Source organism: Pseudomonas sp. 22085 (assembly GCF_052045815.1).
In the GTDB taxonomy this organism is placed as follows: domain Bacteria; phylum Pseudomonadota; class Gammaproteobacteria; order Pseudomonadales; family Pseudomonadaceae; genus Aquipseudomonas; species Aquipseudomonas glycinae.
Genome location: NZ_JBQEQA010000001.1, coordinates 474,818 through 493,799 on the forward strand (window position 1 = coordinate 474,818; position 18,982 = coordinate 493,799).

The window sequence follows — 18,982 nt, forward strand, 5'->3', positions numbered from 1 at the left end:
CGTCACCCTCCTTAGTAATCGATACCCAAAGCATCCAGATGCGCAGCTGCTTCCTTGCCCCATTGCACGGTTATGGAGGTCGGATTGGCGGTAAACACTCGCGCGGCATTGCCGTGGTTATCGGTGTGGCCGACCAAACGCTGGCCATCACCGGTTTCGATGCAATAAAGCATATCGGGAATGGCATCGCCGGTGTTCTCGTCCACCAACTGGAAGCGTTCGCTATGTTTAGGCACTGTAACGATCGGGGTGAAGGGAGCCTCGCCCACCTGCGTGCCGACAAAAACGTCACCGGAGCCGGTAATGATCATTCCACCATGGGCAGTGGCGCTACCAAGAAAGGCGATTGGCTTGCCATTGATCAGGATGTTGCCGATGCCCTCGGTGACCGAGTCCCCGCAGGCGGTGGTATCACCGACTCGCAGCACGGGCATGCCATTGATGTTCACATTGGGTGAACCGCTGGTGCTGGGGTTGGTACTGTGTCCAGTGATCGGGCAGGCATTGAGATCGCTGAGGCGCGCGGCAGGTTTTGCCATCATCTACATCCTTGTATGAGCGGAGCCGGGAAATTTACCGGATCTGCTCCGTGGGTGAAAGTCTGCCCTCCTGGCTGCCCGTTTCTGCCGTGACCGGTGTCACAAACGACGCCGCCAGCAGCTCCCGCGTATACGGGTGCCGGGCGGAATGGAATAACCCGGCCGTTTCGCCACGCTCCACCACCTCGCCATCCTTCATCACGATCAGATCATGGGCCAGCGCCCGCACCACCGCCAGGTCATGACTGATGAACAGATAAGTCAGACCGTGCTCCTCCTGCAATCGGCGCAACAACGCGACGATCTGTTTCTGCACGGTGCGATCCAGTGCCGAGGTCGGCTCATCGAGCAGGATCAGATCCGGCTTGAGCACCAGCGCCCGAGCGATGGCGATGCGTTGTCGCTGCCCGCCGGAAAACTCGTGGGGATAGCGATGACGCGTCGCCGGGTCGAGTCCGACCTCCTTCAATACCTCGATCACGGCCTGTTCGCGCTCAAAAGCAGTCATATCACTATGCACCTGCAACCCTTCGGCAATGATTTGCTCCACGCACAAGCGCGGGCTGAGGCTGCCGAACGGATCCTGAAACACCACTTGCAGGCGTTTGCGCAGCGGACGCAATTGCTTGCCGCTCAGTTGCTCAAGCGCTTCCCCCTTGAAGCGGATGCTGCCATCGGCGTCGATCAGACGCAGGATCGCCTGACCCAGCGTGGACTTGCCCGAGCCCGACTCACCGACAATGCCCAGCGTCTTGCCCCGCTGCAGGTTCAGATCGATGCCGTTGACCGCGTGCAGATACGACTTGGCCCGCAGCCACCCGCCGCCCAGCAGAAAACGCACATGCAGATCACGAACCTTGAGCAAATCCTCCGCTGCATCACGGCACAACGCCGCGCCACCGGGTTCGGCGTTGAGCAATTCGATGCTGTAGGGATGCTGCGGCGCACGGAACAACTGCTCGCAGCTCGCCTGTTCGACGATTTCGCCCGCGCGCATCACCGCCACCCGCTGGGCGATGGTGCGCACCAGATTCAAGTCGTGACTGATGATCAGCAGCGCCATACCCAGCCGCTGTTGCAGCTCCTTGAGCAGCAACAGAATCTTGCGCTGCACCGTGACGTCGAGGGCCGTGGTCGGCTCATCGGCAATCAACAATTGCGGTTCGCACGCCAGCGCCATGGCGATCATCACCCGCTGCCGTTGCCCGCCGGAGAGCTGATGCGGATACGCTTTCAGCCGCTCGCGCGGTCGTTGAATGCCCACCAATTCCAACAGCTCCAGAATCCGTTTGCGCGCCGCCGCGCCCGCCAGTCCCTTGTGCAACGCCAGGCTTTCGCCGAGTTGCCGCTCGATGCTGTGCAACGGATTTAGAGAACTCATCGGCTCCTGAAAAATCATCGCGATGCGGTTGCCGCGCAGTTGCCGTAGATAGCGCTCGTGCACCCCCAGCAACTCTTCGCCGCCGTAGCGGATGCTGCCGTCGATCTGCGTGATGTTCGGGTCCAGCAATTGCAGGATGCTGTGGGCCGTCACCGACTTGCCGGAACCCGACTCGCCCACCAGCGCCAGGCATTCGCCCGGGCAAATGTCGAAGTTGATGCCGTGCACCACTTCCTGCCCTTTGAACGCTACCCGCAGGTCGCGTATTTCGATCAGATGTTTACGCATATCAAGTCCTGGGGTCGAAGGCATCACGGCAGGCTTCGCCGATGAATACGAGTAAAGAAAGAATCAGCGCCAGGGCAAAAAATGCCGTCAGCCCCAACCATGGTGCTTGCAGATTGTTCTTGCCCTGACCGATCAACTCACCCAGCGAAGCACTGCCCGCGGGCATGCCGAAACCAAGGAAATCCAGCGCCGACAACGTCGCAATCGCCCCGGTCAGGATGAACGGCAGGTACGTCAAGGTCGCACTCATGGCATTGGGCAGAATGTGCCGCACGATCACCTGCACGTCGCCGACACCCAGCGCCCGCGCCGCTTTCACGTACTCGAGCCCCCGACTGCGCAGGAACTCGGCGCGCACCACGTCCACCAGACTCAGCCACGAAAACAGGGCCATGATCCCCAGCAACCACCAGAAGTTCGGCTCGACGAAGCCAGACAGAATGATCAGCAGATAGAGCACCGGCAGCCCCGACCAGACCTCCAGCAGACGCTGCCCGAGCAAGTCGACCCAACCACCGTAATAGCCCTGCAAGGCACCGGCGGCGATACCGATCAACGCGCTCACCGCCGTCAACGCCAGGGCGAACAACAGCGAGACCCGCGTGCCGAATATCACCCGCGCCAGCACGTCCCGCGCCTGATCGTCGGTGCCCAGCCAGTTTTCAGCGGTGGGCGGGCTCGGGGCCGGTTCAGTGAGGTCGTAGTTAGCCGTGTCGTAGCCGAACGGGATCGGCGCAAACCACATCCGTCCGCCCTGCCCCTCGATCAATTCACGCACCTGGGCGCTGCGGTAGTCGGGCTGGAACGGCAGTTCGCCGCCGAAATCCTGCTCGGTGTAGCGCTTGAACGCCGGGAAATACCACTGGCCCTGAAAGGTCACCAGCAACGGCTTGTCATTGGCGACCAGTTCGCCGCCCAGGCTCAGGCCGAACAGCGCGAGAAACAGCCATAACGACCACCAGCCGCGCCGATGAGCCTTGAACCGCGCCCAACGGCGCTGTCCGATGGGAGAAAGCGTCGGCATCAGGCAGTCCTCGCGGTGAAGTCGATGCGCGGATCGACCAGCGTGTAACACAGGTCGCCCAGCAGTTTTATCAGGAGCCCGAACAGGGTGAAGATGAACAGCGAGCCGAACACCACCGGGTAATCCCGCGACACCGCTGCCTCGTAACTCAGGCGGCCGAGACCGTCGAGGGAGAAGATCACTTCGATCAGCAGCGAGCCGCCGAAGAACACCGTGACCAACGCCTGGGGCAATCCCGCCACCACCAGCAGCATCGCGTTGCGAAACACATGCCCGTACAACACCTGTCGTTCGCTCAGGCCTTTGGCTCGGGCCGTGACCACGTACAGCCGCGAGATCTCGTTGAGGAAGCTGTTCTTGGTCAGGATCGTCAGCGTCGCGAAACCTCCGATCACCAGCGCACTGACCGGCAACACCAGATGCCAGAAGTAATCGGCAACCTTGCCCCACAGCGACAGCTCGGTGAAGTTGTCCGAGACCAGCCCGCGCACCGGGAACCAGTCCAGCGCCGTACCACCGGCGAACACCACAATCAGCAGCAGCGCAAACAGAAACCCCGGCATGGCATAGCCGATGATGATCGCCGCGCTGCTCCAGACATCGAACGCCGAACCGTTGTGCACCGCCTTGCGAATGCCCAGCGGAATCGATACCAGATAAGTGATCAGCGTCGCCCACAATCCCAACGACAAGGTCACCGGCAGTTTCTGCCAGATCAGCTCGGTCACCGTCGCGCCCCGGAAGAAACTCTTGCCGAAATCCAGTTGCGCATAGCTCTTGAGCATCAGCCACAAGCGCTCGCCGGCGCTTTTATCGAAGCCGTACTGGCGCTCGATCTCGGCCACCAGTTTCGGGTCCAGCCCACGGGTCGCGCGGGACTCGCCGCCAATGCTTTCGACATGGCTGGCACCCACCGCCGCACCGACACCGATCCCCTGCAATCGGGCGATAGCCTGCTCGACCGGGCCACCGGGCGCGGCCTGCACGATCACGAAGTTCACCAGCAGAATCGCCAGCAAGGTTGGCACGATCAGCAGCAGACGCCGCAGGCTATAACCCCACATGGGCGTACTCCTTTTGCTGTTGCTGCATTTGCGTCGCGGTCAGCGCGGTCGGGCTGATTTCCCACCAGGTGTCGAGGCCGGCGTCGTACAGCGGCGCAATTGCCGGGCGACCGAAGCGGTTCCACCACACCGTGGAAATCCCCGGCGGGTAGTAGTTGGGAATCCAGTAGTAACCCCACTGCAACACCCGATCCAGCGCATGGGCGTGGCGCAGCAGACTCTCGCGATTGTTTGCCTGCACCACGCCTTCAAGCAGCGCATCCACCGCCGGGTCGCGCAGCACCATGTAGTTGTTGGAGCCGGGATCATCAGCGCCGTCGGAGCCGAAATAGTTGAACAGCTCGCGCCCCGGCGCCTGACTCACCGGGTAACCGACGACGATCATGTCGTAGTCGCGGCTGCGTACGCGGTTGGTGTATTGCGCGGTGTCGACCTGACGAATATCGAAGCCGATGCCGATCTGCACCAGGTTGCGTTTGAACGGCAGCAGCAGACGCTCGAATCCCTTCTGGCCGTTGAGAAAGGTGAATCGCAGCGGCTCGCCGGCGGCATTCACCAGTTGATCGCCTCGGGGTTTCCAGCCGGCGGCCTCCAACAGTTTCAGTGCCTGCAACTGTTGCGCGCGGACGTTGCCGCTGCCGTCGGTGCGCGGCGCCTCGAACACCTGAGTGAAGACTTCATCGGGAATCTTGCCGCGCCACGGTTCGAGGATTTTCAGTTCCTCGGCATCCGGCAGTTCGGTGGCCGACAACGCACTGTGGGAAAAGAAGCTGCGCTGACGCAGGTACATACTGCGCATCATCTGCCGGTTGCTCCATTCGAAATCCCAGAGCATGGCGATCGCCTGCCGCACTCGGCGATCCTGAAACACCGGCTTCTGCAAGTTGAACGCAAATCCCTGGGCACCTTGCGCGGCGCCGGGTGCGAGGTGTTCACGCAGCAACTTGCCCTGCTCCAGCGCCGCCCCGGCGTAACCGATGGTGTAACTGGTGGCGGAGAACTCGCGGTTGTAATCAAAGCCACCGGCCTTGAGCACTTGTCGCGACACGTCCGTGTCGGCAAAGAACTCCACGCTCAATTGATCGAAGTTGTAGAGCCCGCGAGTGATCGGCAGATCCCTGCCCCACCAGTCCTTGATCCGCTGAAACTTCACGCTGCGCCCGGCATCCACCGCGCTGACCTTGTACGGCCCGCTGCCCGGCGGAATCTCGAAGCCTGCGCCATCGGCGAAATTGCGTGTGCGCCACCAATGCTCGGGCAGCACCGGCAACGTCGCCAGATCCAGCGGCAAGGTACGGCTCTCGTTGTTCTTGAACACGAAACGCACCTGGGTCGGCGACTCGACCTGCACCTCGGCGACATCACGAAACTGCTGGCGATATTTGAGGCTGCCCTGAGTGGTGAACAGTTCGAAGGTGTAGCGCACGTCTTCAGCGGTGATCGGCGTGCCGTCCTCGAACTGTGCCTTGGGGTTGAGGTAAAAGCGCAGCCAGCGCCGATCCGCGTCCAGCTCCATCCGTTGCGCCACCAGACCGTAGACGCTGTAAGGCTCGTCCTTGCTGCGATAGGCCAGCGGCGCGTAGAGCCAGCCGTCGATGTCAGCGACGCCGGTGCCTTTGTCGATGTAGGGAATCAGGTGATCGAACGGGCCGCTCTCCAGTGAAGAGCGGCGCAAGGTTCCACCCTTGGGCGCGTCGGGGTTGGCGTAGGCCAGATGCTGGAAGTCCGGGGCGTATTTCGGGGCTTCGCCGTAGACCGTGAGGGCGTGCTGGGGCGCCGCGAACAGCGCCGGGCTCAGCGACAGACCGACGCTGAACAGAATGACTCTGGAAAACATGGGCAGATCCTTTCACCACGCGCCTGCCTGACTGTGATGTGCAACAGGCCGGGCCTTTTTATAGGGCGGGGTTTAGAACCATGTGTTACTAAAACCCGCCGTCACCGATCATTCTCAGAACTTGTAATTGACCCGCGTGTACAGCGTGCGGCCAAACGGGTCGCCGTATTTCGGGTCATAGCCGCTCTGGAACGTGTAGGTCTGGTTGCTGAATGGTGGCTCGCGGTCGAACAGGTTTTTCACCCCGAGGGTCACCGCCAGGGTCTTGCGCCAGGTGTATGTGCCGGCCACGTCCCAGACGTTGTACGAGCCGACGTAGTCGTGAGTCTCGCGATCCGAGTCGTGGTAACCGCTGGTGTAGCGGTTGGTCAGGCTGGCACCGAGCGGACCGTAGTTCCAGCTGCCGGTCAGGCTGTGACGCCAACGAGCCACGGCGCCGGCTGAAGCAAAGTCGCCGCCACGAAAATCGCCGAGCTTGTCGATGTAGTCGCCCTTGAGCTGCTGCTGATAGTCGTAACGGGTGACGTAAGTGCCTTGCAGACCGATGCCGAAATCGCCGTACGGTGTGCTCGGCAGGCGATAGTCGAAGCTCACGTCGACGCCGTTGGTCTTGATCTTTCCGAGGTTGGCGAGGCCGGTGACGATGTGATCGATGGAACCATCAGGCTTGCGGATCAGGCGCTCCGGGTACAGCTCCGGGTTTTCGAACACCGCCGATTCTGGGAATTCGGCGATCTGGTTGGCGATGTCAATCCACCAGAAATCCAGCCCGGTGGTCAGTCGATCAAACGGCTGATAAACGAAACCGAGGGTGACGTTGCGTGCGGTTTCCGGGCTCAGGTCGGTGTTGCCGCCGGAGGTGCGATTGAACTGCTGGGCGCAGTCGCGGTTGGCGATCCCGCCGTTGCTCGGGTTGCCACCGGCGCACAGGCGCGGGTCGTTGTAGTTGGCATTGGTGAACGAGGTGAACGTCGGGTTGTACAACTCATAAAGCGACGGCGCACGGAAGCCTTCACTGTAGGCGCCACGCACCACCAGTTCCTTGAAGGGCTGGAAGCGGAACGAGTACTTCGGGTTGGTGGTGCTGCCAAAGTCGCTGTATTTGTCGTGGCGCACGGCGGCGGATAATTCAAGGCTGTCGAGCACCGGCACGTTGACCTCGGCGTATTGGGCCGAGACGCTGCGATCCCCTTTTACGCTGCCATTGGGATCAACACCCAGGCTCTGCACGTCGCCGGCAAACGCAGCGAAATCCTGATGGAAATCTTCCTTGCGGTACTCACCGCCCAGCGCCAGCGCCGAAGGCCCTGCACCGAACCAGTCGCCTATTTCGCGGCTGATGCGCCCGTCAATCGCCTTGACCCGGCCCACTGCCGTCGCGTAATCGCCATTTACCTCGTTGGCTGCCAGTAATGCCGAACCGGCAGCCGTCTGCGGACCGAACGGGTTGATCACACCGTTGGCGATGCCCTGGCTGACGGCGCGGTCGTTCACGTAACCGCTGCGAATCGTGTTGACCACCTTGTTCTGGTTGTACGACGCGCCGAGGTTGTAATCCCACCCGACCAGCGTGCCGTCGAAGTTCAACAGCAGGCGCTGACCGGTATTGTCATCTTCATGCTGCCGGGCACCGACGGCAGTTTCACGCCAGTTCACGTCCACCGGTTGCGTCGGGTCGAGGGCGAAACCGCTCGGGCCGGGCGTAATGCCGTTACCCGGATAGAACGCCGTGCCAGGATTGACCTGATTGCCCATCAAAGTGCCGGGGCCGATCTGCGTCCGGTTTTCGTTGCGCGCCCAGAAGTATTCGAGGCTGACGTTGTGATCATCCGACAGCTTGCCGGTGGCCTTGGCGAACGCGGAGGTCTTTTCGGTTTCCGGCACCAGATCCAGGTAATTCCACAGGCTCTGGCGGCAGATGCCGTTGCGTGACAACAGCCCCGGCGCATTGCAACCGGAACCGGCCAGCGGGTTGGTGGCGTTACTGCCCTGGCTCCAGTTGGCGGGCGATGCCGTGCCGGAGGTGTAATCGAGTCCGCGTCCCGGCTGGTAGTTATAGGTGTAGCCGCGATCATCGGCCGCCAGGCGATTCTGCTTGTCGTAGCTCACCACGCCGAAAACGTTGAAGCGATCGTCCTGCAAATCACCAAAACCCCAACTGCCGCTGACGTTACGGCTTTCACCGCCACCGGAGTGGGTCGGCGTGTCGTAGCTGGTGCTGATCTGGCCTTCGGTGAGGCTGGTCTTGGTGATGAAGTTGATCACCCCACCGATGGCATCGGTGCCATACAACGCCGAGGCGCCGTCGCGCAGCACCTCCACCCGGTCGATGGCAGCGAACGGGATGGTGTTGAGGTCGACGCCAGAGCCATTGATCGCATTGGTCGCGTTGTTGCTCAGACGCCGACCGTTGAGCAGCACCAAAGTCTTGTTCGGGCCAATGCCACGCAAGTCCGCATAAGACGCGCCGCCGCTGGAAGAACCCACCGAACGCCCGGAGCCTACGGACGACTGGTTGGCAGAGATACGGCTGACCAGCTCTTCGGTGGTGGTCACGCCCTGCTTCTGCAATTCCTCGACCCGCAGGATGGTGACAGGCACAGCGGTTTCGGCATCGACCCGACGAATCGCGGTGCCGGTGACTTCGATCCGTTGCAACTGGGTGGTCGGTTCTGTAGCACTGCTGTCGGCAGCAATCGCCGGCAATGTGTTGATCGCCAGCAGCAAGGCCAGGCTCAAAGGGAATTTAACGGGTGAAAAATGGATCATGAACAGCCATCCCTGCGTTTTGGTTTATGCAGGGATGTGCGATGGCGGATGACGATTTATAGGGCGCGATTTAGACCGTTGGGTGCTGAGGTTATGCAAAATGCGGCATGACGCTTCATCAGACCAACGCCATTTCCGCGAGTAAGCGGGTATCGAGGCCGAACCGCTCCTGCGAGACCATCCTGAACTGCCCTTCTGCCAGGTCGCAGCTCACCAGCAAGTTCCACGAATGGCGGGTTGCCGCCGACGGAATCAGTACAAACGGGTGCTCGGCCAGCAACGCGTCGGCGAACAATTGCTGATTGGGTGAAGGCTGTGCAGGGCTCAGCCAGTAAGGGTTCGGCACCTCTTCGGGCTGCACGATTTTCACCTTCGCGTCGCTGATGACCTCAAAGCACGTCAATACATAAGGTTCGCGGTCCAGGGCATCAAAACTGCGGTTGGCTGCCACCTCCAGAATGGCCGAGGAAGGATCGACTGAGGCGTAGACGACGCGTCGTCCGGGTATATTCCAGCGACCGCCTTTCAGCTTCGATCCAATCCCGCTGTCCCACGTGCCTCCGTAAACCTCGGGATCCAGCCGCCAGGCATACCAATGCTTGTCCCACGGCAAGGGGTTCATGGGTAAACCCCGTAGATAAGCTGCTGCAAATACTGCTCGACCATCTGAAAACCCAATGGATGCAGGGTCAACTCCAGCGGCACATGACCGTGAAAATAGGTAGAGGGTTTCTGCAGCCAGTCCTCCGCCCGTGGTTGCCCCCCGAAGGCCCGAATGGCCAACTCCAGCACCAATGCATATTGGTAGGCGATGACACTCTGCTGCGGGTCAAGCCGTACCGGTTTGCCTTCCTTCAGCAGCCGCCGTACCGTTCTGACCGACTTGCCAGTGATGAGTTTGACCACGTCGCCTTGCTGGTAAAGCTCGGAGGTTGAAAGCATGTCGACGACGTCGTTCAACTCGAAACCTTCATCGGTAAGGTGAACAATCAGCAGGGCGTCATCACCGATGTTCCGGCCATGCACGAGCAATTCGACAGGTTTGCCCTCAACCTTCTTCAAGCCCGCCAACCGGGTTACTTTTGCGCTGGGCAACGCGACATCCTCCATGGGGCACCTGGCACGGTCATCGCGCCACTGTTGGCGTGCGGAATAAGCCGGCGTTTCGTATTCGAGGTGTGCAGTTCGCATGATCAATCCATTATCAGAGGCCTGAGTAATCAGGCCGTTAACGACTTCAATGTCATCGCCGATGCTATAGATCACGCTTCCGATGACCAACCTGAAAAAGTCGTCGGAAATATCCCTGCTTTCACATGAAACCCGGCAACTTCCGTAGGACGTTGTCGGGCGTCATTACGTATTCAACTCCCGAAGTGATAACTCACATCCAGCCACCACTGGCGCCCGTACGGGTCGTAGTTGCCGGTCGGGTAATACGGCCACCCCGCCGAGTCGTCATGCTTGACCTGGTTGAGCACGTTGTTCACGGTCAGCCCGACGCTTGCCCGGTCGTTGAGCTTGTAGCGTGCACTGGCATTGAACACCGTCCACGGCGACAGACGCCCGTCGCCCGCGCCGTTGGTGACCGAGCCGTAGCGAATCCCCATCAATGTTGCCGTGGCCTTCTGGTAATCCCAGGTCAGGCTGGCGTTGACCTTACTGCGCCAGTCGTAGTTGGTACGCGAGGTGCGCCAGTCCTGGGTCGGGGCTTCGTCCGATTCCTTGTAGTAATGCGAGAGCACCAGGGTGTAGCCCAGCGCCGAACTGAACGCACCGTACTGCCCGGCGCCCCAGCGGATGTTGCTCTTGAAGTCCAGGCCACTGACCCGCTCGCTGGCAGCGTTGATCGCGTTCACCCGCACCCGCTGCAACTGATTGGGATCGACGGCGGCATTGCCGGGATTGCGATCGACGCGCGCCAGGGTCGACTGGCAGTTGGCCGAGTTGATGTCCTGGGTGCCATTGCGGCATTCGTTCTCTTGCTGCAACAGACGGTTTTCGTCGACGGTGGTCAGCAGGTCATCGATCTCCACCCGCCAGAAATCGGTGGAGAAATCGAAATTGCGCGACGGTGACCAGACGAAACCGTAGGTCCAGGATTTGCCGCGTTCGGATTCCAGATCCGCCGTGCCGCTCTGGGTGTAATCGACCCGCCCGCGATCACAGGCGCCCTCCACGCCCTGGCTGCAACCGTAATAGTCGATCTGCGCCGGGTAGTAGCCGTTGCTGTCGGATTGATAGATGTAGTTCAGGTCAGGGGCGCGGAAACTGGTGCCGTAGCTGCCGCGCACCAACAGGCTGGTTACCGGCCGCCATTCCAGGCCAAGGTTGTAGGTTTTCTGTTGTTCGGTGCGGCCGCTGAATTTGTATTGGTCCCAGCGCCCTGCCGCTGTGGCCAACACGCTGTCGGTGACCGGAATGCTGAACTCGCCGCCGGCCGCGTAACGCTTGCGCGAGCCGCCGGAGCTTTGCGCCGGGGTCACGCCGTAGAAACTGCCGTCATTAAGGCTGTCATCCGGATCGATGCGATATTCCTGCTTGCCCGCCTCGAGCACGCCGGCAAATCCCACCGGACCGGCGGGCAGGTCAAATAACTCGCCGTTGACCGACGCGTTGTAGCTGGTGGAAACCGACTTGCTGTTCTGCGTCAGATTGCCGCGAAACTGCTCCCATTCCTGGGTTGTCAGTGGCCGGTCGAGGCGCGAGGCATCCGGCGCGAACACCGGGTAACCGTCGCGGATGCCCAGTTGTGGGCCGAGGTAGAAATCCTGGATCGACGACAGCGGTGTGTAACGGGTGGTGCGAACGCTTTTGTACTCGGACCGGTTGGCCGCCAGTTCATAGTTCCACCCGGTGTCGGCGATCTTGTCGGAGAGTCCCAGGGTGCCGGTCCATGAGGTATCGCGCCATTTGCTGTTGTTGCTGGTGCGTCCGCCGATTTCCTCTTCGCCGAAGCGGCGGTACCAGCGCTCCAGATTGCCGCTGTTCTGGTTGATGAAGTCCGGCGAGGTGAAGCTCGGGCCGCGTGTGTTGTTCTGGATGTGATCGAGGCCGTACATCAGGTCGGCGAAGACCTGACCACTGTCGCTGAAATGCCAGGTGCCACGGGTGTAGCCGTCGTAGTTTTCCTTTTGCGTCTGCACCGTCCAGTAATCGTTGTACATCTGGTCGGTGCGGCAACGTCCGCCGCTGTTGAACAGTTTGTTGTCGAACGTGCCCTGATAGGCGCCACAGCCGGGCCCCAGATAGCGATTATTGGTCAGGTCGCGCCGATAGCCGACATCCGCCAGCGGCCCGCTCTGCATGAAGCCGCGATCATCGGCCCAGATCGGATCGCGGTGGGTCAGTTCAAGTCCGAACAAACCGTCAAAGTCGCCCCAACTGCCGCCGCCGCTGATCTGCAAGCGCTGGTTGTCACCGCCGCCGCGCTCGCTGGTGCCGCCCTTGAGATTGACGTCGACGCCATTCATTTTGTCTTTGAGGATGATGTTCACCACCCCGGCAATCGCGTCCGAACCGTAGATCGCCGAGGCGCCGCTGCTGAGCACTTCGATGCGCTCGATGATCGCCGATGGAATGTTCGCCAGGTTGGTGAAGTTGACCTTGCCGTCATACGGCGTCGGGTAATCGGCGACCCGCCGGCCGTTGATCAGCACCAGCGTGTGGTTGGGGCCGAGACCGCGCAGGTTGAGGGCGCTGGCCGCCGGTTGCCAGGTGTTGCCGTAGTCTTCGCCCTGGGTCATGCCGGTGTTCTGGGTTTGTGTGGCGAGGGCGTCGTAGACGTTCTTGTAGCCGCGCGCCTCCATTTCTTCGTGGGTGATGACATTGACCGGCGTCGCACCATCGCTCTGCGCACGGGCGATCCGCGAGCCGGTGACGGTGACTTTTTCCATGCGGTAATCGGCGCTGCTGGCGGGTGCCACGGCTGCGGCCTTGACCGGCGCGGCGCTCGGCCCATCGGCCTGACGAATGCTCAGGCCCTGGCTGCCCTGCTCGACTTGCAGACCGCTGCCGATCAGCGCTTTCTCCACCGCCTGACGTCCACCCAATGCGCCGCGTACCGCGCTGCTGCGCTTGCCCTGCACAAGATTCTGGCTGAAGGAGATCGGCACGCCGGTCTGCCGCGAGATGTCCAGCAGCACCTCGTCGAGGGCCCCTGCGGCAATGTCGAAGGAAAAGACCTGAGCGGCGGCGTCTTGTGCCTGAACGGCGACCGGAGCCATGCCCGCCGCCAGCACGATGGTCAGCGTCAGGCGGGACAATTGTTGTTGTTTGAATGAGAACATCGAGGGGCTTCCCTGTTGAAGGCGTCTGCAGGGAATGAGCAGCGGCCCGGCGCTTTTTATAGGGGGACGGATAGACCGGGAAGTTATGGATTTATAACCGCGCTTCAATGCTGACCCAGTACGGGTTGTGCCAGGTGACACGGATCGGCAACGAACGCTCCAGCAGTTGCAGGGTGCGGTCGCTGTCGTCCAGCGGATAGAGACCGCTGAGACGCAGACCGGCAACCTCCGGGCTCAAGTGCAGGATGCCGCGACGGTAGCTGCGCAGGCTGTCTATGACTTCGCTCAAGGGCCGATCACGCACTTCAAGCCGCCCTTGGACCCAGGCACTTTCCTGCCCTTTGCTGCGTTCCAGGGCGAGGATTTCCTGAGCGTTGAACAGCAGACTTTCGCCCGCCTCCACCACTTGCCGCGCGCCGCTGGCGATGACCACTTCGACTTGCGAATGCAACATCACCAGCCGCGTCGAATCGTCACCGCGCTGCACCAGGAATTTGGTCCCGAGCGCACGCATCCGCCCATGCTCGGTTTCGACCACAAACGGCCGGGCCAGATTTTTCGCCACATCGATCAGCAGTTCACCGCTGCGCAAGTCCAGCAAACGCTCGATGTTGTTGAAGCGTGGTACCACGCGGCTGCGGGCATTCAACGTAAGGGCGCTGCCATCCTCCAGCGTGAATTCCCGACGCTCGCCGGTACCGGTCGACAACTCGCCGGCCTCGGGCAACCAGCCATAACGTCGACCGAGCAAACCGGCCAGCACCGCGATACCGAGCACGCTCAAACTGCCGCTGAGGAATCGACGGCGACTGGACGGCGCATTCAGGCTGTGCAACACACTCTCACGCGGCAAGCCGCGCAGGTTCGAATGGCGTAGCAGGCTCAGCCCGCCGCCCATTTGCTCGATGATCTGCTGATGCCGTGGATCCGCCGTGCGCCAGGCGTCGAAGGCGGCGCGCTCCTGCAAGCTGACATGCCCTGATTGCAGCAGCGCCATCCATTGCGCCGCTTCGTCGATCAGCGTTTCGTCCGGCCTCATGCCTGCATCGCCTGATAGCAACGCTTGAACGCCTCGACCATGTATTGCTGCACGCGGCTGGTGGACACGCCGAGGCGTTCGCCGATTTCGCTGTAGGTCAGGCCGTCGAGTTGGTGGTAGAGAAACGCCGCCTTGGCCTTGGCCGACAGGCCGTTGAGCAAGCGATCCACCGCCAGCAGCGTTTCGATCACCAATTCCCGTTCCTCGGGCGACGGATGCACCGGTTCCGGCGCCAGCGCCAGGCTTTGCAGATAAGCGCGCTCCAGATCCTGCCGGCGCCAGCCTTCATAGACCAGCCGCCGGGCAATCGTGGTCAACAGCGCGCGGGGTTCGCGGATTGCCAGCGGATCGGGCAGCGCCAATACCCGAAGAAAGGTTTCCGAAGCAATGTCCTGTGCGCTGTGCGGGCAACCGAGCGTACGGCTGACCGCCGCGCACAGCCATCGGTAGTCCTTTTGGAACATCTGCCCGATGACCTGGTAATGCGGGTTGTGACTCCCCATGCGTTACTCCCTGAAAACGGGTTCCACCCGCTGCGAAAATCCATGGATACGCCGGGATCTTCCGGCGGTGATCAGGGATGCGACTGTGCAATAGCGCCTGAGACATTTGAAGTAATAAAAAATCAGGATCAGCAAACCTTTGAGAATAAGGCACGTCGTCGCCACGGCAATATTGGCTGACACAACGTTGATCTCGATCAGTGGCGCGAGCCACGCCAGTCACTAACCTTGCGCCTCCATCGATAGCCACGGACGGCTCACAGGAGCCTGCGGCTGACCTTTCAAGGAAGAACAATCATGCGATCACTCAACATCATTCTTTTGTCGTCGGCGTTCAACGGCCTGACTCAGCGTGCATGGCTGGACCTGCGCCAGGCCGGGCACTCGCCGAGCGTGGTGCTGTTCACCGACGAAGCCGCCGTGTGCGAACAGATTGAAAACAGCGGTGCCGACCTGGTGATCTGCCCGTTCCTCAAGGACCGTGTGCCCCACGCGCTGTGGAGCAATCCGCAGCGCCCGGTCGTCATCATCCACCCCGGCATCGTCGGCGATCGCGGTGCCAGCGCACTGGATTGGGCGATCATGCGCGAGCTGCCGTCCTGGGGCGTGACCGCCCTGCAAGCGGTGGAAGAAATGGATGCCGGCCCGGTCTGGGCCACCTGCGAATTCAACCTGCCAACGGGGCTGCGCAAATCCGAGCTGTACAACGGCCGGGTCAGCGACGCGGCGATCTGTTGCATCCGTGAAGTGGTGGAGAAATTCATCGACGGCTTCGTGCCGGTGGCGCTGGATTACAACGATCCGAAAGTGCGCGGGCGTTTGCAGCCGAACATGAAACAGGACGACCGCACTTTCAGCTGGCATGACTGCTCGCGCTTCATCAAACGCTGCATCGATGCGGCGGACGGCCAGCCCGGTGTGCTCGCCAGTCTCGCCGGCGGGCAGTATTACGTGTTCGACGCGCACCTCGACCAGCGCACCGGCATGCCCGGCGAAATTCTCGCGGTACACGACGACGCGGTGCTGGTGGCGACCGGTGATCACAGCCTGTGGATCGGCTCGCTGCGACGCAAACCGCAACCGGGCGAGGAAACCTTCAAGCGTCCGGCGCGGCATGTACTGGCCGGACAACTGGCGCACGTGCCGGTGCTGGACTGGTCGATTGCCAACGCGCCATTCAGCGACGAGCCGTATCAGCCGATCCGCTATCGCGAGTCCGGCCAGGTCGGCGAGCTGACGCTGGAGTTCTACAACGGCGCCATGAGCACCGAACAATGCCGGCGCATGGTCGAGGCCCTGCGCTGGGCCAAGTCCCGCGACACGCAGGTGTTGTTGATCAAGGGCGGACGCGGCAGTTTTTCCAACGGCGTGCATTTGAATGTGATTCAGGCCGCAGAAGATCCAGGCGCCGAAGCCTGGGCCAATATCCAGGCCATCGATGATGTGTGCGAAGAATTGCTCAGCGCGCGGCAACTGGTGGTCAGCGGGGTTACCGGCAATGCTGGCGCCGGTGGCGTGATGCTCGCACTGGCGGCCGACATCGTGTTTGCCCGCGCCGACATCGTGCTCAATCCGCACTACAAGAGTATGGGCCTGTACGGCTCGGAATACTGGACCTACAGCCTGCCCCGCGCCGTCGGCCCGGCCATGGCCGAACAACTGACCCAGGCCTGTCTGCCGGTCAGCGCTGCTCAGGCGCTGCAACTGGGCATGGTCCAGGAAGTCGGCCCACGCTGCCCGGACGAGTTTTCGCTGTGGCTGCTGCAACGGGCCAACAGTGTGCTGAGTGATCCGACTTATGCGCCGGTGCGCGAACGCAAGCTGCGGGTCGATCATGCGCTGATCCGCCAATGCCGCGAGGCGGAGCTGCAAGAGATGCAGGAAGACATGCTGTACAACCGCAATCAGTTCGCCGAGAAGTGCCGCAACTTCGTGTACAAGCGCAAGACTTGCTGTACGCCGGCGCGGTTGGTGGAGGAATGGGCGCGGGTGCATGAAGTCGAAGTGGCTGACTGAACAATGACGCGGTCCCGGGGCTGCCCGTACAATGCGCGCACCTCAACCACCGGCCCGCCCATGGACATCGACCTCGCCCGCACCTTTCTGGAAATCGTCCGCCACGGCAGCCTCGCCGCGGCGGCCGAGAAGTTGTTCGTCACTCAGACAGCAATCACCGCCCGTGTCCAGAAACTCGAAAGCCAGTTGGGCAGCACTCTCTTCGTGCGCAACCGTGCCGGCGCACGCCTGACCGCCAACGGCGAGGCCTTCGTGGTCTACGCCAATCAACTGGTGCAGACCTGGGAAGCGGCGCGCCGCGACCTGCCCTTGCCCGAGGGCTATCACAACGTGCTGCACATTGGTGGCGAGGTCAGCCTGTGCAACCCGTTGATGCTCAGTTGGGCCGCCGAATTGCGCGAGAAAATCCCCGGTCACGCCCTGCGCATGGACATCCGCGACGGCGAAAACCTGCTGCGCCAGCTCGAACTGGGGGTGCTCGATGCGGCGCTGGTCTATCAACCGGAATACTGGCCGGGGCTGCAGGTCGAGCAAGTGCTGGAAGAAAAACTGATTCTGGTGACCACGCCCGGCCGCCCTGCGCCCTACGTGTACATCGACTGGGGCCCGGACTTCCGCCGCCAGCACGACGCTGCCCTGCCGGAAAAGGCCAAGGCCGCCCTGAGCTTCAACCTCGGCCCGCTGGCCCTGCAATACATCCTGGAGAACGGCGGCAGCGGCTATTTCCGGACCCGGGTCGTGCGCACTTATCTGGAAAGCGGCGCGCTGGAGCCGGTGACCAAAGCCCCGGAATTCGGCTATCCGACCTACCTCGTCTACTCCCGCGACCGCGACTCGGCGATCCTGCAACAGGCATTCGATCTGCTGCGCGAAGTGATCAAGGCCGATGACGACTGGTCGCAGCGCTGGAACCCGTTGAGCTGACGGCCGCCATACACCGGAGCATGGCACTTGTGACCTGAAGGTTGGCCCTGCACAAACGGCGGGATCGGCTACGCTGCCGGGATAACGACAATATCCGCAGGTGAGCGCAGTGAGGCAGACCACCGAGGCATTTCGCAGCCGTTATCGGGCGGCGATCCATCCCCGCTACAACCCGTGGCTGCACGGCGCATTCGTGCTGCTGTTCGGTGTGCTGGCCATCGGCGCGTTCTGGAGCAGCGTGCACCAGGTGCAACCGCTGGAATGGCTGGCCGTGCCACTGACCCTGCTGTTCTTCAATTTCGGCGTGTACATGGTGCACCGCCACCTCGGTCACCACAAAAAGCGCTTCGCGCGGATGTTCTACGCCCGGCATGCCGGCGATCATCACAGTTTCTTCACCCCCGGCCACATGACCTACGACGGCGCCCGCGACTGGCGGGTGATCCTGTTCCCGGCCTGGCTGATCGTGCTGCACACGCTGGCAATCTCCCTGCCCCTGTGGTGGCTGTTTGCGCAGGTCAACAGCAACGTCGCCGGGTTGTTTGGCGGCTGCATGGTGTTCGGTTACCTGACTTACGAGGTGTTTCATGCCTGCGAGCATCTGCCGCCGCAGAACCCGCTGACCCGGCTGCCGTGGATCCGCCAGATGCGCCGTCTGCATGAGTTGCACCACCGTCGCGAACGCATGCAGGAGCGCAATTTCAATATCGTTTTTCCGCTGATGGACTACCTGTTCGGCACCCTCTACTGGGAGCCGGAAACCGCCCCTTCAACCGATTCGAGGACGCCCATGACCCGCATGCAGCACACCGTCGACATTGCCGGCGATCCGATCGCCGTCCTCGCTTACGCCGCCACCGTCAGTCGCTGGCCGGAGTGGCATCCGTCTTCACTGAAGATCGACGGCCCGAGCGGTGCGCTGCATGCCGGCGCGCGATTCGACGAGGACATCCATGCCGGGGGACGCGCGGGGCATTTGCGTTGGGAGGTGACCGAATACCTGCCCGGTCGGCGCTGGTGTGCCCGGGCTCAGGGTGATCAGGGTCTGTCATTGCTGCTGACCTATGAATGCTCGGCGCACGACGGTGCCACGCGGTTCGTGCGCACCCTCGATTACCAGTTCGAGGGCATCGGCCTGCGCATCGCCAACCATCTGCTGCTCAAGCGTCGCATCGAGCGCGAATCGGCGACTTCGATGCTCGCCCTGCGCGACATGGCCACCCGGCACCTGGCCCTTGCAGGAGCTCACGTGTGAAGTGGCGCTATTCGGTGTTGTTGCTGATCGTCGTCATCGTGGCGTTCCTGCTGC

14 protein-coding genes are annotated in these 18,982 nt (G+C 61.8%); 3 read left to right on the forward strand and 11 right to left on the reverse strand.

Annotated features, from left to right (window positions below; translation table 11 throughout):
- Positions 1 to 11 precede the first annotated feature (11 nt).
- From ACTJK7_RS02015 to ACTJK7_RS02065, 11 genes are all read right to left on the reverse strand, one after another.
- Complete coding sequence (locus tag ACTJK7_RS02015) at positions 12 to 539, reverse strand: PAAR domain-containing protein (protein ID WP_064381302.1); 528 nt, start codon at positions 537 to 539, stop codon at positions 12 to 14.
- 34 nt (positions 540 to 573) lie between these two features.
- Positions 574 to 2,208 carry an ABC transporter ATP-binding protein gene (locus tag ACTJK7_RS02020; RefSeq protein WP_440780130.1) on the reverse strand — a complete coding sequence of 545 codons (1,635 nt, stop codon included), beginning with the start codon at positions 2,206 to 2,208 and terminating at the stop codon, positions 574 to 576.
- 1 nt (position 2,209) lies between these two features.
- Positions 2,210 to 3,232, reverse strand: a complete 1,023-nt coding sequence (locus ACTJK7_RS02025; protein WP_108562244.1) for an ABC transporter permease — start codon at positions 3,230 to 3,232, stop codon at positions 2,210 to 2,212.
- Complete coding sequence (locus ACTJK7_RS02030; RefSeq protein ID WP_064381296.1) at positions 3,232 to 4,296, reverse strand: microcin C ABC transporter permease YejB; 1,065 nt, start codon at positions 4,294 to 4,296, stop codon at positions 3,232 to 3,234. Before ACTJK7_RS02030 ends, ACTJK7_RS02025 begins: the two co-directional genes overlap by 1 nt.
- On the reverse strand, positions 4,283 to 6,133 hold the full coding sequence (locus ACTJK7_RS02035; protein ID WP_108562246.1) for an extracellular solute-binding protein: 1,851 nt from the start codon (positions 6,131 to 6,133) through the stop codon (positions 4,283 to 4,285). The genes ACTJK7_RS02030 and ACTJK7_RS02035 overlap by 14 nt, the downstream gene beginning before the upstream one ends.
- Positions 6,134 to 6,247: 114 nt before the next feature.
- Complete coding sequence (locus tag ACTJK7_RS02040; protein ID WP_323151184.1) at positions 6,248 to 8,902, reverse strand: TonB-dependent receptor; 2,655 nt, start codon at positions 8,900 to 8,902, stop codon at positions 6,248 to 6,250.
- A gap of 118 nt (positions 8,903 to 9,020) precedes the next feature.
- Entirely contained in the window at positions 9,021 to 9,524 is a 504-nt protein-coding gene (locus ACTJK7_RS02045) for an RES family NAD+ phosphorylase (protein WP_011334506.1), read from the reverse strand.
- The gene (locus ACTJK7_RS02050; RefSeq protein WP_011334507.1) at positions 9,521 to 10,012 is read right to left on the reverse strand and encodes an antitoxin Xre/MbcA/ParS toxin-binding domain-containing protein; all 492 of its coding nucleotides are present in this window, start codon (positions 10,010 to 10,012) and stop codon (positions 9,521 to 9,523) included. The genes ACTJK7_RS02045 and ACTJK7_RS02050 overlap by 4 nt, the downstream gene beginning before the upstream one ends.
- Positions 10,013 to 10,266: 254 nt before the next feature.
- Positions 10,267 to 13,191, reverse strand: a complete 2,925-nt coding sequence (locus tag ACTJK7_RS02055; protein WP_108562250.1) for a TonB-dependent receptor — start codon at positions 13,189 to 13,191, stop codon at positions 10,267 to 10,269.
- A 91-nt stretch (positions 13,192 to 13,282) separates the two neighbouring features.
- The gene (locus tag ACTJK7_RS02060) at positions 13,283 to 14,230 is read right to left on the reverse strand and encodes a FecR domain-containing protein (RefSeq protein ID WP_108562252.1); all 948 of its coding nucleotides are present in this window, start codon (positions 14,228 to 14,230) and stop codon (positions 13,283 to 13,285) included.
- Positions 14,227 to 14,733, reverse strand: coding sequence for a sigma-70 family RNA polymerase sigma factor (locus ACTJK7_RS02065; protein WP_011334510.1), 507 nt, complete (start codon positions 14,731 to 14,733; stop codon positions 14,227 to 14,229). The genes ACTJK7_RS02060 and ACTJK7_RS02065 overlap by 4 nt, the downstream gene beginning before the upstream one ends.
- Positions 14,734 to 15,030: 297 nt before the next feature.
- Between ACTJK7_RS02065 and ACTJK7_RS02070 the strand changes: the two genes are divergently transcribed.
- The 3 genes from ACTJK7_RS02070 to ACTJK7_RS02080 all read left to right on the forward strand — a co-directional run bounded on the left by ACTJK7_RS02070 (position 15,031) and on the right by ACTJK7_RS02080 (position 18,928).
- Positions 15,031 to 16,749, forward strand: coding sequence for a hydrogenase maturation protein (locus tag ACTJK7_RS02070; protein ID WP_440780126.1), 1,719 nt, complete (start codon positions 15,031 to 15,033; stop codon positions 16,747 to 16,749).
- A gap of 60 nt (positions 16,750 to 16,809) precedes the next feature.
- Positions 16,810 to 17,673, forward strand: a complete 864-nt coding sequence (locus tag ACTJK7_RS02075) for a LysR family transcriptional regulator (RefSeq protein WP_041475306.1) — start codon at positions 16,810 to 16,812, stop codon at positions 17,671 to 17,673.
- Between the two features lie 109 nt (positions 17,674 to 17,782).
- A complete protein-coding gene (locus ACTJK7_RS02080; protein WP_323151886.1) occupies positions 17,783 to 18,928 on the forward strand; it encodes a sterol desaturase family protein in 1,146 nt (381 codons plus the stop codon).
- Positions 18,929 to 18,982: the final 54 nt, after the last annotated feature.

Excerpts from the sequence above, each read along its gene's own strand:
- ACTJK7_RS02015 (WP_064381302.1), bottom strand. The coding sequence starts at position 539 with ATGGCAAAACCTGCCGCGCGCCTCAGCGATCTCAATGCCTGCCCGATC.
- ACTJK7_RS02020 (WP_440780130.1), bottom strand. The coding sequence starts at position 2,208 with ATGCGTAAACATCTGATCGAAATACGCGACCTGCGGGTAGCGTTCAAA.
- ACTJK7_RS02025 (WP_108562244.1), bottom strand. The coding sequence starts at position 3,232 with ATGCCGACGCTTTCTCCCATCGGACAGCGCCGTTGGGCGCGGTTCAAG.
- ACTJK7_RS02030 (WP_064381296.1), bottom strand. The coding sequence starts at position 4,296 with ATGTGGGGTTATAGCCTGCGGCGTCTGCTGCTGATCGTGCCAACCTTG.
- ACTJK7_RS02035 (WP_108562246.1), bottom strand. The coding sequence starts at position 6,133 with ATGTTTTCCAGAGTCATTCTGTTCAGCGTCGGTCTGTCGCTGAGCCCG.
- ACTJK7_RS02040 (WP_323151184.1), bottom strand. The coding sequence starts at position 8,902 with ATGATCCATTTTTCACCCGTTAAATTCCCTTTGAGCCTGGCCTTGCTG.
- ACTJK7_RS02045 (WP_011334506.1), bottom strand. The coding sequence starts at position 9,524 with ATGAACCCCTTGCCGTGGGACAAGCATTGGTATGCCTGGCGGCTGGAT.
- ACTJK7_RS02050 (WP_011334507.1), bottom strand. The coding sequence starts at position 10,012 with ATGGAGGATGTCGCGTTGCCCAGCGCAAAAGTAACCCGGTTGGCGGGC.
- ACTJK7_RS02055 (WP_108562250.1), bottom strand. The coding sequence starts at position 13,191 with ATGTTCTCATTCAAACAACAACAATTGTCCCGCCTGACGCTGACCATC.
- ACTJK7_RS02060 (WP_108562252.1), bottom strand. The coding sequence starts at position 14,230 with ATGAGGCCGGACGAAACGCTGATCGACGAAGCGGCGCAATGGATGGCG.
- ACTJK7_RS02065 (WP_011334510.1), bottom strand. The coding sequence starts at position 14,733 with ATGGGGAGTCACAACCCGCATTACCAGGTCATCGGGCAGATGTTCCAA.
- ACTJK7_RS02070 (WP_440780126.1), top strand. The coding sequence starts at position 15,031 with ATGCGATCACTCAACATCATTCTTTTGTCGTCGGCGTTCAACGGCCTG.
- ACTJK7_RS02075 (WP_041475306.1), top strand. The coding sequence starts at position 16,810 with ATGGACATCGACCTCGCCCGCACCTTTCTGGAAATCGTCCGCCACGGC.